The sequence below is a fragment of the Cupriavidus sp. 05T42 genome, assembly GCF_056396345.1.
The window spans coordinates 129567-144673 of sequence record NZ_JBFTLH010000003.1 but is presented as its reverse complement, the minus strand read 5'-3'; the positions used below and the strand labels follow the sequence as shown (position 1 = coordinate 144673).

Annotated in this window: 16 protein-coding genes; 9 read left to right on the top strand and 7 right to left on the bottom strand. The window is 66.1% G+C overall.

What is annotated here, in order from left to right; translation table 11 throughout:
• Window positions 1–12: 12 nt before the first annotated feature.
• Window positions 13–558, top strand: a complete 546-nt coding sequence (locus tag AC1EJR_RS04855) for a hypothetical protein (protein WP_441645561.1) — start codon at window positions 13–15, stop codon at window positions 556–558.
• Between the two features lie 5 nt (window positions 559–563).
• The gene (locus tag AC1EJR_RS04850) at window positions 564–1130 is read left to right on the top strand and encodes a hypothetical protein (protein ID WP_441592744.1); all 567 of its coding nucleotides are present in this window, start codon (window positions 564–566) and stop codon (window positions 1128–1130) included.
• Here AC1EJR_RS04850 and AC1EJR_RS04845 read toward each other — a convergent pair.
• Entirely contained in the window at window positions 1127–1960 is an 834-nt protein-coding gene (locus AC1EJR_RS04845) for a MipA/OmpV family protein (RefSeq protein WP_441592743.1), read from the bottom strand. The two genes, AC1EJR_RS04850 and AC1EJR_RS04845, sit on opposite strands and share 4 nt — an antisense overlap.
• Before the next feature lie 270 nt (window positions 1961–2230).
• Between AC1EJR_RS04845 and AC1EJR_RS04840 the strand changes: the two genes are divergently transcribed.
• The 6 genes from AC1EJR_RS04840 (at window position 2231) to AC1EJR_RS04815 (ending at window position 8779) form a co-directional block, all read left to right on the top strand.
• On the top strand, window positions 2231–3391 hold the full coding sequence (locus AC1EJR_RS04840; RefSeq protein ID WP_441645560.1) for a BamA/TamA family outer membrane protein: 1161 nt from the start codon (window positions 2231–2233) through the stop codon (window positions 3389–3391).
• Window positions 3392–3491: 100 nt separating this feature from the next.
• Window positions 3492–4481 (top strand): Bug family tripartite tricarboxylate transporter substrate binding protein, encoded by a 990-nt coding sequence (locus tag AC1EJR_RS04835; protein ID WP_092294885.1) that lies wholly within the window; start codon window positions 3492–3494, stop codon window positions 4479–4481.
• Window positions 4482–4826: 345 nt separating this feature from the next.
• The gene (locus tag AC1EJR_RS04830; RefSeq protein WP_369823423.1) at window positions 4827–5285 is read left to right on the top strand and encodes a tetratricopeptide repeat protein; all 459 of its coding nucleotides are present in this window, start codon (window positions 4827–4829) and stop codon (window positions 5283–5285) included.
• Window positions 5286–5333: 48 nt separating this feature from the next.
• The gene (locus tag AC1EJR_RS04825) at window positions 5334–6164 is read left to right on the top strand and encodes a hypothetical protein (RefSeq protein WP_092294889.1); all 831 of its coding nucleotides are present in this window, start codon (window positions 5334–5336) and stop codon (window positions 6162–6164) included.
• Window positions 6165–6413: 249 nt separating this feature from the next.
• The gene (locus tag AC1EJR_RS04820) at window positions 6414–7412 is read left to right on the top strand and encodes a Bug family tripartite tricarboxylate transporter substrate binding protein (RefSeq protein ID WP_454757922.1); all 999 of its coding nucleotides are present in this window, start codon (window positions 6414–6416) and stop codon (window positions 7410–7412) included.
• Complete coding sequence (locus tag AC1EJR_RS04815; RefSeq protein WP_441592740.1) at window positions 7409–8779, top strand: MmgE/PrpD family protein; 1371 nt, start codon at window positions 7409–7411, stop codon at window positions 8777–8779. The genes AC1EJR_RS04820 and AC1EJR_RS04815 overlap by 4 nt, the downstream gene beginning before the upstream one ends.
• A gap of 79 nt (window positions 8780–8858) precedes the next feature.
• Here AC1EJR_RS04815 and purB read toward each other — a convergent pair whose 3' ends face one another.
• The 6 genes from purB to AC1EJR_RS04785 all read right to left on the bottom strand — a co-directional run bounded on the left by purB (window position 8859) and on the right by AC1EJR_RS04785 (window position 14163).
• On the bottom strand, window positions 8859–10208 hold the full coding sequence (gene purB / locus AC1EJR_RS04810; RefSeq protein WP_454757920.1) for an adenylosuccinate lyase: 1350 nt from the start codon (window positions 10206–10208) through the stop codon (window positions 8859–8861).
• A 38-nt stretch (window positions 10209–10246) separates the two neighbouring features.
• Window positions 10247–10594 (bottom strand): carboxymuconolactone decarboxylase family protein, encoded by a 348-nt coding sequence (locus AC1EJR_RS04805; protein WP_092295109.1) that lies wholly within the window; start codon window positions 10592–10594, stop codon window positions 10247–10249.
• Window positions 10595–10655: 61 nt separating this feature from the next.
• Window positions 10656–11645, bottom strand: coding sequence for a tripartite tricarboxylate transporter substrate binding protein (locus tag AC1EJR_RS04800; protein ID WP_092294897.1), 990 nt, complete (start codon window positions 11643–11645; stop codon window positions 10656–10658).
• Window positions 11646–11666: 21 nt separating this feature from the next.
• On the bottom strand, window positions 11667–12401 hold the full coding sequence (locus AC1EJR_RS04795) for an enoyl-CoA hydratase/isomerase family protein (protein WP_441592737.1): 735 nt from the start codon (window positions 12399–12401) through the stop codon (window positions 11667–11669).
• Window positions 12398–12985, bottom strand: a complete 588-nt coding sequence (locus AC1EJR_RS04790) for a cysteine dioxygenase family protein (protein ID WP_477105250.1) — start codon at window positions 12983–12985, stop codon at window positions 12398–12400. The genes AC1EJR_RS04795 and AC1EJR_RS04790 overlap by 4 nt, the downstream gene beginning before the upstream one ends.
• 5 nt (window positions 12986–12990) lie before the next feature.
• The gene (locus tag AC1EJR_RS04785) at window positions 12991–14163 is read right to left on the bottom strand and encodes a CaiB/BaiF CoA transferase family protein (RefSeq protein ID WP_092294903.1); all 1173 of its coding nucleotides are present in this window, start codon (window positions 14161–14163) and stop codon (window positions 12991–12993) included.
• 137 nt (window positions 14164–14300) lie between these two features.
• Between AC1EJR_RS04785 and AC1EJR_RS04780 the strand changes: the two genes are divergently transcribed.
• Window positions 14301–15092 carry an IclR family transcriptional regulator gene (locus AC1EJR_RS04780; RefSeq protein WP_177219919.1) on the top strand — a complete coding sequence of 264 codons (792 nt, stop codon included), beginning with the start codon at window positions 14301–14303 and terminating at the stop codon, window positions 15090–15092.
• Window positions 15093–15107: the final 15 nt, after the last annotated feature.

The window sequence follows — 15107 nt, the reverse complement described above, 5'->3', positions numbered from 1 at the left end:
AGGAGCTGCATCATGCATCACGCTATTGGGAAGGGCTTCTTGCTGTCGATGGCCGTGATCTTCCTCGCCGCAGCCACGGCGTGGGCCCCTCTGGCGGACGCGCGTCCCGGAGGTGGAGGCGGGCACGCAGGTGGAGGCGGGCACGCGGGCGGCGGCAATCGTGCCGCGGCGGCGCCGGCGCGGGGCGGCGGTGGCGCGCAGCACGTCAACAACCAGAACGTGGATGCGCGCGCGAACAACGTGCGCAGCAACAGTGTCAACAGCGTCAATGCCAACCGCGACGTGAACGTCAATTCGAACCGCAACGTAAACGTGAACGTGGAAGGGGGCGGCGGGTGCTGCCACAACGGCTGGGACAATGACTACCACCCCGTGGCGACGGCCGCCGCCGTGACCGCCACGGTGGCCGTGACCTCCGCCGTGATTGGCTCCATGGTTCGCACCGTGCCGCCCGGCTGCGCGCCGGTCAACTATGGCGGCATGGTGTACCAGCAGTGCGGCACCACGTGGTATCAGCCGCAAGGCACGCAATACGTGGTTGTGAATCCACCTTACTGACGGGCATGCGAATTTCCCTTTTTGACCGCCGGCTGGCTGCCGGCCTGATCCTGATCGCCCCGCTGCTGCCTGCCCATGCCGAAGACTCCGCGGAGCTGGCAAAGAAACTCAGCAATCCGGTGGCCGCCCTGATCAGCGTGCCGCTGCAATTCAACTACGACCGGGGCATCGGCCCCGTGCATGACGGCGAGCGGCTGACGATGAACATCCAGCCGGTGGTGCCGATCACGCTCAACGCGGACTGGAACGTGATCTCGCGCACCATCCTGCCCGTGACGCACCAATCGTCCCTCACCCCCGGTTCCGGCACACAGACCGGCCTTGGCGATACGCTGCAAAGCCTGTTCTTTTCGCCGAGGCAGCCTACGGCAGCAGGGCTGGAAGCAGTCGCAATGGAGCGTGCCGATTCACGCGGGCATCAGCAAGCTCGTCAAGTTCAAGGATCGGCCGGTCAGCTTCGCCTTGTTCGCCACGTACTGGGCCGAGGGGCCGGTCAGCGGCCCGCACGGCTGGGGCGGGCGCGCGGTGGTGACCTTCCTGTTTCCCAAGTGATGAAAGGCGGTGCGGCCTAGCGCCAGGCGTAGGCGATGCCGGCGCCGTAGGTCACCTGGTTGCGCGTGCCGCGCTGCGTGACGATCGGGCTGTCGGCGGCGCTGCCGGTGATGCGCTGGTAATAGATCATCGCGCCCGCGTACCAGTGCTGGTCGATCCGATAGATCGCCCCGAGCCAGCCCGTGCCCTGCTGCAGGCCGCCGCCGGGCGTGTAGACGGGCAGGCCGCTGGCAGCGCTGTCTTCCGCAGTCACGCCGAAGTAGGTCCGGTTGAAACTGCCGCTCACCCACGTCAGGCCCACACCGAGCCCGAGCATCATCCGCGTGTGCACGGGCACCCAGAAGGTGCCCGTCGCCGACACGCGGGCCCCGCCATACACGATCCCCGCATTCGTCAGCACATTGATCCCCCCGCGCAGCCGGTACGGAATGCTGCCGGGATGGATGTACTCGTAGCTGATGAAGCCGCCGGCTTCCCCGGTGGTGTCGATCTCGTGGATTTTGGAGACGACAGCGTCATCCACATCGTTCCGTCCCAGGCGAAGGGAGACGGCCGGGCCGTACTGGAAGCCCGTCAGGCTGCCGAAGTTGAACTGGGCGTAGGGGCCATACCATTCCAGCAGCCGGCCGCTTTCCGTGGTGTAGCGCAGGCCCGGCAGCACCCCGATCATGCGTTCGTTGCCGCCGGCGTACTCGGTGGTGGAGCCCACGCCAACCCCAAACATGTTCGGGATGGTGCTCGGCAGGTCGAACGGAGAGGCCGTCGCCGTGGTGGCGGCGCCGGTCATCAGCAGCATGCCGAGGATGCGGCCCAGCGCAGGCGTCCGGCGGCGGGAGCGGCGCGCGCTCATCGTGGGGGTCTCCTTGCGGCGAACCCGCGCAGGCACACGCGGGGGCTGACAATTCGCGGATTGTGCGACGGCCCGCCCGGCAAGGGAATTCAGTCTTTTCGGGCGGCGCGTTAAGTGAATTCGAGTCCTCCCCGGGACATCGCAAAAAAACACGCAGGGCGGCTTCGAAAGGATTCACTTGGATGCATCCGGTGGCTCCACCAAGATGCAGTATCTCGGGGTTCCATCATGCATGTCCGTTACCTCCGCCGCTTGTGTGTGTCGATATGTGTGTCGATTGGCCTGGCAGGCGCCGCCATGCCCGGGCGGGCGGACGAGCCGGTGGAAGTGGTGGAAGCGGTGGGCGCGCCGGCCAGCAAGGAAGAAAAGCAGGGCTGGATCGACCGGATCCTCACCAAGCTCGGCGCATCGGACGCCGTGGACGTGAGCCAGGGCATCGACTGGGGCGTGCTGCCGGGGCCGTTCTACAACCCGGAAATGGGCTTCGGCATCGGCGCGGCGGCCATCGGCCTCTACAAGCCGGGCAACGCCGCAGAGGAGACGCAGCTATCCACGCTGTCGATCCGCGGCTTCGGCACCGTGAAGGGCGCCTACGGCATCTCGATCGAGAACAACACGTTCTTTGCCGACGACAGCTACCGCTTTCTCATCGAGGCGGATCTCATCAACATGCCCACCGCCTACTGGGGCATCGGCTACGGCAGTGCCATCGACAACGCCAACAAGGAAGCCTTCACGCGCAAGGAGGTGGTACTGCAGCCCAAGATCATGATGCGGGTGCGTCCCAACATCTACGTGGGGGCGGGATGGAGCTTGCAGTACGACGATGCGGTGAAGCTGGAGCGCGGCGCCGACAGCAAGCTGGCGACCGACCCGCATGGCCCCCGCGTGCTCAGTTCCGGGGTCAGCGCGCATTTCTCGTACGACACGCGGGACTTCATCCCCAATCCCTACCGGGGCGAATCGCTGCTGGCAAACGTCACCGTCTACCGCCGCGAACTCGGCAGCGACACCGATATGGAGAACGTGGAACTCACGTTCAACAAGTACTTCCGCATGCGCGAGCGCGATGTGCTGGCCTTCGACGCCTACGCCAACATGAACTGGGGCGACGTGCCCTGGGACATGATGGCTACCCTCGGCAACAACAAGCGGATGCGCGGCTACTTCTCGGGCCAGTTCCGGGACAAGGTGATGGCGGGGGTGCAGGCCGAATACCGCTGGCACATCGCGGGGCGGCAGGGCATGGTGTTCTGGCTCGGCACCGGGGCGGTCAGCCCCAATGTGGGGGCGCTGTTCCGGGGGCACTGGCTGCCGAATGGCGGCATCGGCTACCGCTTCGAGTTCAAGCCGCGGGTCAATGTTCGCTTCGATGCCGGCGTGGGGCGCAACACGAAAGGCGTGTATTTCCAGATCAATGAGGCGTTCTGATCTTCACAAAAATGGACCTTCACAAAAATGTCACATTAACGTCACAATAGCGCTTCGGTCCGCCGCCGTGTAGAGCGGGGCCGCCTCCGGAGACAAGACGATGACGTTGTTCGCTGCCCGCCGTGCCCGGCAAGCCCTGGCCGTATTGGCCCTTACCCCGCTGGCCTTCGCGGCCGGCGTTGCCCACGCCGCCTGGCCCGAGAAGCCGATCCGGATGGTGGTGGGATTTCCGCCTGGCGGTCCGGTGGACACGCACGCGCGCATTCTGTCGGAGAAGCTCCAGCCCTTGCTGGGCCAGTCCGTGGTGCTGGACTACAAGGCCGGCGCGGCCGGCAATATCGGTTCGGACAGCGTGGCCAAGGCGGCGCCGGACGGCTATACGCTGTTGATCGCCAATACGGGCCAGATGTCGATCAACAATTCGCTGTATCCCAAGCTGCCGTACAGCATGCCGAAGGACTTCGCGCCCGTGGCGCGCACCGCGCTGATCCCGCTGGTCATGGTGATCAACAACAACGTGCCGGCACGGAATCTCAAGGAATTCATCGCCTATGCCAAGGCGAACCCGGGCAAGCTCAACTTCGCTTCGGGCGGTAACGGCGGGATCTCGCACCTGATGCCGGAGATGTTCAAGCAGGCATCGGGCACCTTCATCGTTCACATCCCGTACAAGGGCAGTGCGCCAGCGCTGACGGACGTCATGGGCGGGCAGGCCCAGATGATGGCCGATTCGATTCCGCTCTTCACCCAGTACATCAAGGCAGGCAAGGTCCGCGCGCTGGCGGTGACGTCCGGCAAGCGCTCGCCGGCGCTGCCCGATGTGCCGACGATGGAGGAGTCCGGCCTGAAGGGCTTCGAGGTGGTGGGCTTCTATGGGGTGCTGGCGCCGGCGGGTACGCCGAAGGAGATCGTCGACAAGCTGTCGGGCGCGCTGCGCACCGTGCTGGCCGACCCGGATACCAAGGCCAAGCTGGAAGCGCAGGGCGCCGAGCCGGCGTGGCAATCGCCGGAAGCGTTCGCGGCGACCATCATCAAAGAGCAACAGCGGTGGGGCCAGACGGTGAAGGTATCGGGCGCGAAGATCGACTGATCCGGGGCGGCGGGAGGCCCTGCCTCCTGCCTTTTCCCGGGTTTACCCTGACAAGAACGTGTCCGCGACGCAACAAAAGCACTGATTCGCATTACGATGTGTTGCAATCCCCACATGCAATGCCGTTACAATCTACACGTTTACTTACAAAGCTAAGTATTCGAGGTATTGCAAAAAAAATAAATATGTTCGGGGTGGGTTGCTATGCGTTTTTCAGTTCCTTTGTTGTTCGTGACAGTTTTGGGCTTGGCGGGCTGCGCCGCGCAGTCGGCAGAAGGGCAGCTGTCGCGCTCGCCCACGGTACGCGTGTGCAACGGCAATGCCTGCACCGAACAAGACCGACGCGTGAGCACATTCCGGGACGCGCCCGTCGATGCCGAGGCCGAGCGCCGCATGCAGGCCCTGACCGAAGTGGCGGAGCGCAATCCGAACGCGGCCTATGACCTGGGCCTGCGCCTCCTGCGCGGCGACGGCGTCGAGCGCAACAGCTATCAAGCCCTCGAGTGGATGCGCAAGGCCGGCGACAACGGCCACGTGCAGGCCCAGCTCGCGCTTGGGCGAATCTATCTGATGGGCTTCGAGGAAATGGGATCGGACCCGGCGGAAGCCGAGGCCTGGCTGACGCGCGCTGCCTCCAAGGGCAACAAGGAAGCCCGCGACCTGATTCCGCAAGCCCAGGCCGCCAAGAAGGACGAACAGAGTCTGTATCAGGTGCGTGAGGCGTATCGCAAGTCTTGGTACGCGTGGTACAGCGGCTACCCGTATTACTGGGTCTGGGGCCCTTCCGGCTGGCATCTGCGCTAAGCCGTCCCACCCTTCCTCTTTCCATCACTTCCAATAACAGGCGATTTCATGCCCAAGAAGACTTCTTTGCGCCTGGCCGCACTGGCCGCGTCCCTGGTTCTGGCTGGCTGTGCCGTCCCGGGCGGCGGCGGTAGCATCTCCACTGGCACGGCACCGACGGCCGCCACCGGCGCCGCGGGCGGCGCAAGCAGCGTGAATGCCAATCCGTCGCTGGAGCGCTGCGACGCGCCCCTGGGCACGCTCGCCGTGGACGATGGCCGTGGCAAGGAGTGGTACGCAAGCTTCGGCGCCACCACCAAGATCACGACCATCGAGCCGCTGATCCGCCTGGCCGTGCAGCAGTCGAACTGCTTCGTGATCACGTCCGTTGGCAATAACCGCACCGAAAGCAAGCTGTCGTCGATCACCGACAAGCAGCGCAATTCGGGCGAGTTCCGGGCCGGTTCGAAGCAGCAGAAGGGCCAGCGCGTGGCCGCCGACTTCTACATGGAGCCGGCCATCATCATCGATAACGACGCCACGGGCCAGTTGGCTGCCGGCGTGGGCAGCCTGTTCGGCGCCGCCGGCGCACTGGTTGGCGGTGCGATGCAAAGCAAGGCATCGGTCGTGACGCTGACCATGTTCGACATCCGCTCGGGCGTGCAGCTCTCCATCTCCGAAGGCAACGCCACGGCCACCAACTTCGGCGCCGCACTGGGCGCCTTTGGCGGCGGCGCGGCCGGCGGGCTTGGCGGTTTCTCCCGCACGCCGGAAGGCAAGGCCACGGTTGCAGCGTTCATGGACGCCTACAACAACATGGTGGTCTCGCTGCGCAACTACAAGGCGCAGGAAGTGAAGGGCGGCCTGGGCCGCGGCGGCCGACTCAAGGTTGGCTCGTAATCGCCTTCGTAATACCTCCGGCCGCCGTGCAACGCGGTGGCTGACCGGCGGGGGTGACGGGCACTAGCCCGTCGCACCCCTGCCGCGTGTGTCGCCTTCGCGCAAGGCGACACGAATCCCCCCTACCGTACCTCCCCAAGCCGCGTCGTTCCGAATCGTGGAACATCCATGCGCTTTGCAGGGGCTCGTCCAGAATCGTTGCAGGCTTGCCGTCAGCGGCAGCCGGCATGACGACTGGAGGAGACAACGATGACTTTGCATAGGGAAAGCGCGGCCACACGCGCATGGCGTGGCGTGCATTGGCTGCTGTGCATGATGGTATGCATCGCGGCCACGGCCGTGCACGCGGAGTATCCGGATCGGCCGATCAAGCTCGTGGTGGGCTTCCCGCCGGGCGGCGGTGGCGACCTGTACGGCCGGCTCATCGCGGATCAGCTCTCGCGCAAGCTTGGCCAGCCCGTGGTCGTCGAGAACAAGGGTGGCGCCGGCGGCATGATGGCGGCCGAGCAGGTGGCGCGCAGCAAGCCTGACGGCTACACGCTGCTGATGGGCATGAGCAGCAACATGTCGCTGGCGGCGGCGATCCGGGGCAGCGAACTGCCCTACAAGGTACCCGAGGACTTTGTCGCCATCGGCATGCTGGTCCAGGCGCCGCATGGCCTGTTCGCCGCCGCGGATCGCTACAAGAACGCCTCCGCCGCGTTCGCCGAAGCCAAGGTGCGGCAGATCAGCTACGGGTCGTCCGGGCCCGGCAGCGTGGGCTATGTGACCATGGAGATGGTCAAGGCGAAGGCCGGCGTCGAGATCGCGCCGATTCCCTACCGTGGCTCCGGCCCCGCCATCACGGACCTGCTGGGCGGGCATACCGACCTGTTCTTCGCCACCGCGCCGCCGATCATGGGGCAGGTCAAGTCCGGCAAGCTCAAGCTGCTGGCGTTGACGGGCGAGCAGCGCACCCCGGCATTTCCCGATGTGCCGACCTTCCGCGAACTGGGCATCGATGTGACAGTGACGCAGTGGTACGGCCTGGTGGCGCCCGCCGGCACGCCGGATGCGATCGTGCAGCGCCTGTCCAAGGCCGTGTCGGAAGGGCTGCGCAATGCCGAACTGCAACGCGTGGTGCGGCAGGATGGTGCCCGTGAAGTCGACATGCCGACCAGCAGGTTCCGCCAGTACATTGTCGATGACATCGCCCGCTACCGCGCCGGCATCAGCGACAAGCTGCTGAAGACGATGGAGGTGAAATGAACGCGCCACATCCTCCATTGCATCCCGTGGGCCTGCCGCAAGGGCTGACGCGGGAACTGGTGGCACACAGCCTGTCCGTGGCATCGGGCGGGCTGCCGACTGACGTGGGGCGTATCGCCCGTCACAGCCTGCTCGACTGGTTCGCCGTGGCGCATGCCGCGTGGCGGGAGGCACCGGTCCAGATCCTGCTGGCCGAAGTGCGGGAGGAGGGCGCCAACCCATGCGCCACCTTGCTCGACGGCTCGCGCGCCAGCGCGGTGCAGGCCGCGCTGGTGAACGGCACGGCGTCCCATGTGCTCGATTTCGACGATGCGCACCTGCAGTCTCGCGTCCATCCGTCGGTGCCGCTGTGGCCGGCGATTCTTGCGCAGGCCGAAGGGGGCCGGCATCACGGTATCGCGGTGCTGGCGGCCTTTGCCACAGGCGTCGAGTTGCAGAGCCGCGTGGCGTCTTGCATGGGCGAAGATCACTACCGGCTGGGCTGGCACAACACCGCCACGCTCGGCGCACTGGGCGCCACGGTGGCTGTGGCCTCACTGCTCGGACTCGATGTCGACCGCACCGCGCATGCGCTGGGTATCGCCGCCACGCAGGCGGGCGGCATGCGCGCGCTGTTCGGCACAATGTGCAAGCCGTTGCACGCCGGGCAGGCTGCCGCGATTGGCCTGCGCGCCGCCCGGCTGGCGGCGCGAGGCTTCCAGGCAGTGCCAGACATCCTTGAGCGCGAGCAGGGCTTCGCGGCGTTGTACGCCGGCGCGTGGGATGCCGACGCAATCTGGTGCGATGCCACCACCTCGCGCGTGCACGGCATCGTCTACAAGTACCACGCGTCCTGCTACGGCACGCAGGCGCCGATCGAGGCCTGCCTGCAATTGCGCCAGCAGCTCGGTGCTGCAGCAGCCGAGATCGGGACGGTGGAGATCGCCATCGAGCCGCAGTATCTGGATGTGTGTTGTATCGCCAATCCCAGCACGCCATCGGAGGCCAAGTTCAGCATCGCCCATATGGCCGCGCTGGCGTTGGCCGGCCACAGCACCGTTGCGGCGGAAAGCTTCACCGCCGCGCTGGACGACCCTGCGCTGGCCGCGCTGCGCCAACGCATTCGTGTGCATGGCGAAGCCGCGATGCCGCGCGCGAACGCCCGGGCGACCGTGACGCTGGAAAACGGCCGCATGCATGCCTGCCATAGCGATGCGAGCCGTCCCGAGACCGATCTCGACCGGCAGGAAGCGCGCATCGCCAGCAAGGCGCGCACGCTGCTGGTGCCGGGGCTGGGCGCCGAGCGCACGGAAGCGTTGATCGCCACGGTCCTGTCCTGCGAGAGCCTTGCCGACGCCGCCGACTGCTTTATCCACTTCCGCCAGTAATCCCTATCCACAAACCGCCGCAATGCAAAGCGGGTGCCGGAAGAATCCCGGCACCCGCTTCTTGCTTGCGCAGCGCGTGTCAGCGCGCTTGCTGTCCCACCACCCGATCCACAAAGAACCCCGCCATGCCGGTATAGCCGTGCGGGTCGAGCATCTTGTCGATGGTTTGCGCATCGATGCCGGCCGCCACCTTCGGATTCGCCAGCAGCGCCTCGCGGAAGTCACCGCCGCGCTCGAACACGTCCATGCAGACCTCGTAGACGATCTCGTGTGCCTCCTGGCGCCCCAGTCGGTCGCTGAGCCCCATCATGACGGCCTCGGACATCAGCAGGCCGCGCTGGATGAACAGGTTCTTCTCCATATTGGCCGGGCGCACAGTCAGGTTGGCACACACGTAGCCGAGCTTCAACGCTGCCGCATCGCTCATGCAGCACAGGCGCGAGATGAACTCGCGTTCCGTCTGCAGCACGATCTTGTCGCGCTCGTGTTCGGCCATGATCGACTCCAGCGCCATCGGCGCGGTGTTGCGCACCAGACGGGCCAGCGCCACCACGGTTTCGCAGGTCGGCGGATTGCGTTTATGCGGCATGGTGCTGCTGCCCACCTTGCCCATCGCGAACGGTTCTTCCAGCTCGGCCGTCTCGGTCTTTTGCAGGCTGTACACCTCATGCGCGATCTTGCCGATGGTGCCGGTGCAGATCGCCAGCACGCAGGCCAGCTCGGCGATGCTATCCCGCGAGACATGCCAGTGGATGCGCGGGCAGCCCAGGCCCAGCTCCTCGAACAGCGCCTCCTGCACCGCGATGCCCTTGTCGCCCAGTGCCGCCAGCGTGCCGACCGCGCCGGAGAACTGCCCCACCAGCACACGCTGCTTCATGGCCGCGAAGCGCTCCTGGTTCCGGCGCATCTCCTCGACCCAGACGGCAGCCTTGAAGCCGAACGTGATCGGCAGCGCCTGCTGGCCATGGCTGCGTGCCACCATGGTCAGGTCGCGGTGCGTCTGCGCCAGCTTCACCAGATGGCCCTCCAGCTCCGCGTAGCGGGTGCCGATGACCTCCAGCGCATCGCGCACCTGCAGCATGGTGCCGGTGTCGATGATGTCCTGCGTGGTGGCGCCCCAGTGGATGTACTCGGCCGCGTCGCCGCTGCACACCTTCTTCATGGCGCGCAGCAGCGGCACGATCGGGTGGCTGGTACGGTCCATCTCGCGCTTCAGGTCGGGCAGGTCGATCAGCTCGACCCGCGCCTTCGCGCAGATTTCGTCGGCGGCGCGCTGGGGAATGATCCCCAGGCGCGCCTGCACTTTGGCCAGCGCGGCTTCCACATCGAGCCACCGCTGCACCGTGGTTTCATCACTGAAAATCTCGCGCATCTGCGCGGTACTGAACTGGTCCCGGAACAGGGCGCTGTCGATGACGTATGCGGCCATGTTTGTCTCCTCCTTATTGGTGCGCGCGATTCGCCGGATCAGGCGGCTTCCTTGAGCTGGCTGACGGCTTCCATCGCGCGCAGCGAATACACATAGGCCGCGCCGGCATTGAGGGCGATGGCGGTACCAAGGGCATCGCTGATCTCCGCCTCCGTGGCACCGGCCTTGACCGCCGCTGCGGCGTGAGACGAGATACAGCCGTCGCAGCGCGTGGTCACGGCCACGGCCAGCGCAATCAGCTCGCGCGTCTTGGCGTCGAGCGCGCCGTTCGATCCTTGCGCTGCTGCCAGGTTCCGATAGGCTTCCAGCATCTTCGGGTTGGAATTGCCGAGACGGTTGTAAGAACGCTTCAGCGTGTTGAGCAGATCGGGCCAGTTCATGAACATCGACATGCGGAATCTCCTTGGATGATGTCGGGGGGTGGGGAAAATCGGGGGGTTACTGAACCTACTGAACCTTCACGTTGCCGGCTTTCACAACCTTGTGCCAGCGGGCGATGTCATCGGCCAGGAAGCGCTTGAAGTAGTCGGGCGACTCCATCATGGTTTCGGCGCCCTCGCTCCGCATGCGTTCGCGGAACGCCGGATCGGACACGGCCTTGTTGATGGCCGCATTGAGCCGATTGATGATCGGCGCCGGCGTGCCGGCCGGGGCCAGTACCCCGTACCACGCGGCCATGGTCATATGCGGCATGCCCGCCTCGACCATGGTGGGCACATCGGGCATCAACGGCGAGCGGCTGGCGCTGGTGATGGCCAGCACGCGCATGCGGTTATTGGACTTCACCGCCATGACCGACGGGATATTGATAAACGTGTACTGGACCTCGCCGCTCAGGATGGCGACGATGGACGGCGCGGAGCCTTTGTACGGCACGTGGCTGGCCTTGATGCCGGTCTCTTGCCGGAACAGCTCGCCGCCAAGATGCTGCGAACTGCCGGCGCCCGACGACGAGAAGTTCACGCCATCGTCATTCTTCTTCTTGGCGTAGGCCACGAACTCGCTGACCGAACTTACCCCGAGCGATGCGGGCACCACCATCAGGTTGGGGCTCTGTCCGAACACCGCGACCGGCGCGAAGCTCTTGATCGGGTCATAGTCGAGCTTGTTGTACAGGCTGATGTTGACGGCCAGCGCGCTGGAACTGAGGAACAGGGTGTAGCCGTCCGCCGGCTGCCGGGCCACATAGCTGGCCGCGATGTTCTGTCCCGCGCCCGGCTTGTTCTCGACAACGACGGGCTGCCCCAGCGCGATACCAATCTGCTGGCCGATCAGGCGCGCCATGATGTCCGTGCCGCCGCCGGGGGCGTAGCCCACCACAAGATGGATCGGCTTGGACGGATAGGGCCCCTCGCCCTGCGCGTGGGCGCCCGTGGCGGCCATCCCCGCCATGGCGACGGCCACGGCCGCTGCAAACCGCTGGATCTTCCCGTTCATCGTCTGTCTCCTTTGTCTTTGTTATCGTGCCTGCCGTGCCTCGGCTTGCCGGTTCACATAGGCTGTCAGCCGCTGCTGCAAGCCGGCGCATGCCGCCGAACGCACGAGCGCGGCAAGGTCGCGCGCGTCGTCGAGTTCGGCATTGCCATCGAGGGCACCGGCGAGCGGGCCGTCTAACGCGTTTGCAACCGGCGCCGTGAACGTGGCCGGGGCCGCTTCCACGCGTGCCGTGGCAAGTCCGGCGGCAAGCGCCTCGGTATCAGCGATGACGCACGCGCGCTCGATCCAGTCCCGCGCGCGATCCGTACCGATGCGCGCGGCCAGCCGCCGGCTGCCAAGCACGAGCCCGAAGCCGCGCCAGCCTGGGAAGGCGAAGCTCGCCCCCGCTACTGCGATGCGTACCGCGCAGGCAGCAAACAGGTCGGCGCCGGCGCCCATGGTGCGGCCGTGGGCGACGGCAATCGTGGGATACGGGGCACGTGCTACGCGCTGGAGCAGCAGTTCGATCCGTGTGAAGCGCGCCAGCAGGCTGTCACCGGTTTCGTCAGCCAACCCGGAGAGATCGAAGCCGGTGCAGAAATGGCGTCCCGCGCCGTCGATCACAAGACAGGCCGGCGGGCGGGCCGCGCAGTCGTCCAGCGCCGCATCGAGTGCATCGAGCAGGTCGCGGGACAAGGCGTTGCCCTGCTGCGGCCGGTTCAGTGTCAGCCGGCACACGTTGTCGTCCCAGCGGAGCAGCAGCGGCGCTTCGCTCATGCGGACGCCTTTTCCACGTTGGCGTAACCGGAGATGAAGGTCTTCATCGCGCCGGTAGCCGCATCGAACACATGCCGGGACTGCTTGCCGATATCGGTGCCGTACACATGGATGCTGATGGACACCTGGTCGTCATAGGCATTGCGCACCACGTGAATGTCGCCGATTGCAGGGGAGACGAAGGCCACGTCGCCCGGATCGAGCCGTTCGGCCTCGCCGGTCTCGACCATGCCGGCCGCGCCCTGCGCGTACGCCTGTCCCACTTCGGCACCGCGCAGCATGCCGATCGCGCCCCAGGTGCAGTGGTCGTGGATCGGCGTCTTCTGGCCCGGCCCCCACACGAAGCTCACCACGCTGTAGCGGTCCTCCGGGTCAGCGTGGAGCAGGTACTGGCGGTAGTACTCGGGATGCGGCACGGCGAATTGCGGGTCCAGCCAGTTGTCCTGCGCCACGAGGTCGCCCAGCGCCTGGCTGACTTGTTCGAGCGTGGCTGCCTCGGGCTGGCTGGTGTCCGCGACGATGGCGTCCATCCGGGCGATGAAGCGCTGCAGTGGCTGGGTGTCTGCTGTGGATGTGTTCTGCATGGTGTTTACCCCTGTTTGTCTTGCGGGTTGCCAATCGTGCGGCGGACTTCCTCCGAATGCTGGCCCAGCGCGGGCGGCGCGCTGCGCACCGGCACCGCATGGCCGTCGATGCGAATCGGCGAGGAGAACGTGCGCGTCTGGGTGCCGCCCGGCAGTTCGATATCGCGAATCCAGCGCATGTGGTCGACCTGCGGGTCTTCCAGTGCGCGCGCATAGTCGTTGATGCGCGAATGCGGCACGCCGGCGCTGCGGAAGACATCGATCCAGTGGTCGACGCCTTGCTGCACGAAGACCTCTTCCAGCAGCGCTTTCAGCGCCACCTGATGGCGGGCGCGCAGCGTGGGCGACAGGAAGCGCGGGTCGTCCGCCAGCGGCTCCATCTGCACCGCGCGCAGCACATCGCGCCACAGGCCATCGTTGCCGGCGGCAATGGCGAAGTAGCCATCGGCGGCGCGAAAGGCCTGGTAGGGCGCATTGCGGGGATGGGCGGAGCCGAGCTTGACGGGGCTGCGGCCCGTGCCGAAGTATTCGCTGGTTTGCAGTGCACCAATCGCCAGCGTGCAGCCGAACATCGGTACATCCAGATGCGCGCCGCGCCCGCGCGCCCTGGCCTGGAGCAGCGCGCTGGCGATCGTGAAGGCGCCGTACAGGCCCGAGGCGAAATCGGAGACCGGCACGCCGCATTTGACTGGGGCATCGGAATCGCCTGTGACGCTCATCACGCCTGCAGCCGCCTGGATCGTCAGGTCGAAGCCGCCCTCGGCGGCGCGCGGGCCTGACTGGCCGAAGGCGGAGATCGAGCAGTAGACGAGTTCGGGGCGCAGCGCACTCAGTCGCGCGTAGCCCAGCCCGAGCCGATCCATCACGCCCGGCCGGTTGTTCTCGATGATCACGTCGGCTTTGGCGCACAGGGCGAGCGCGACGTCGAGATCGGCGGGAAGCTTGAGGTCCAGGACCACGGAGCGCTTGTTTCGGTTCAGCGATGCGAAGTTCTCGCTGAAGCCGGCGCTAATCGGCGGCCAGGTGCGCAGCGTGTCGCCGCCGGGCGGCTCGATCTTGATCACATCGGCGCCCATATCGGCCAGCAACATGGCGCAAAATGGGCCGGCGGCCACGGAGCAGAACTCCAGCACGCGGATGCCGCGCAGCGGCAGGTCTTCGGTTTGGACGTCGGTCATGGATGGGTGTCGTGGGTCGTCATGGCTGGGGTGCATGACGTCAGGACCGAGTCTAGAACCGTTCCTCATTCCGGCACGGGTGTTCTACACTTTGGAACAGTTGCCCGGGCTCCACCGGGCGTCAGATGCTCGGTGCCATGAACAACACGCTGATTAAGGGTCTTCACCTACTCGACATCATGGCGCGCCACGGCAAGCCGATTGGTGTGAGCGAGCTCGCCCAGATGGCGAGCATGCCCAAGAGCGGCGCGCATCGGCTGCTGCAGGCACTGGTGGACGAGCACTATGTGGTGCGGGTGCCGCCGTCGGGCTACACGGTGTCGATCAAGCTATGGGAGTTGGGGTCGGCGGCGCTGTGGAGTTTCGACCTGCGCCGTCACGCGGACGCGCTGATGGAAGCGCTGATGCAATCCACCGGGGAGTCGGTCCACCTGTCCGTGCTGGACGGCCGCGAGGTCGTCTACGTGCACAAGGTGGAATGTCCGAACCCGATTCGCGCCTACAGCCAGATTGGTGGCCGCTCGCAGGCGCATTGCGTGGCCACGGGGAAGGCCATGTTGGCGTTCAGAAATCCGCAGTGGCTGGCCGAGATCGCCGATGACCTCAGCGCCGCCACACCCCGCACGATCACGGAGCCCGAGGCCTTTCTGCATGAGATGCAGCAGGTCCGCCGCATGGGGTACGCCATCAATCGGGGCGAATGGCGCCCGGGCGTGAACGGACTGGCCGCGCCCATTTTCGATGGAACAGGCGCGGTCATCGCGGCGGTTGGTATTTCCGGGCCGGACACACGGCTGCGGCCCACGCGTTTGCGCGATTTGGCCGCAGCCGTGTGCGAGGCAGCCGAGCAACTATCGACAGGGCTCGGCGAATTCGGCCCGCATGCCTCGCTGCTGCGCGTGACCAACCACTGGGGTGGGCTGCGCTAGGGCCTGGACATACCT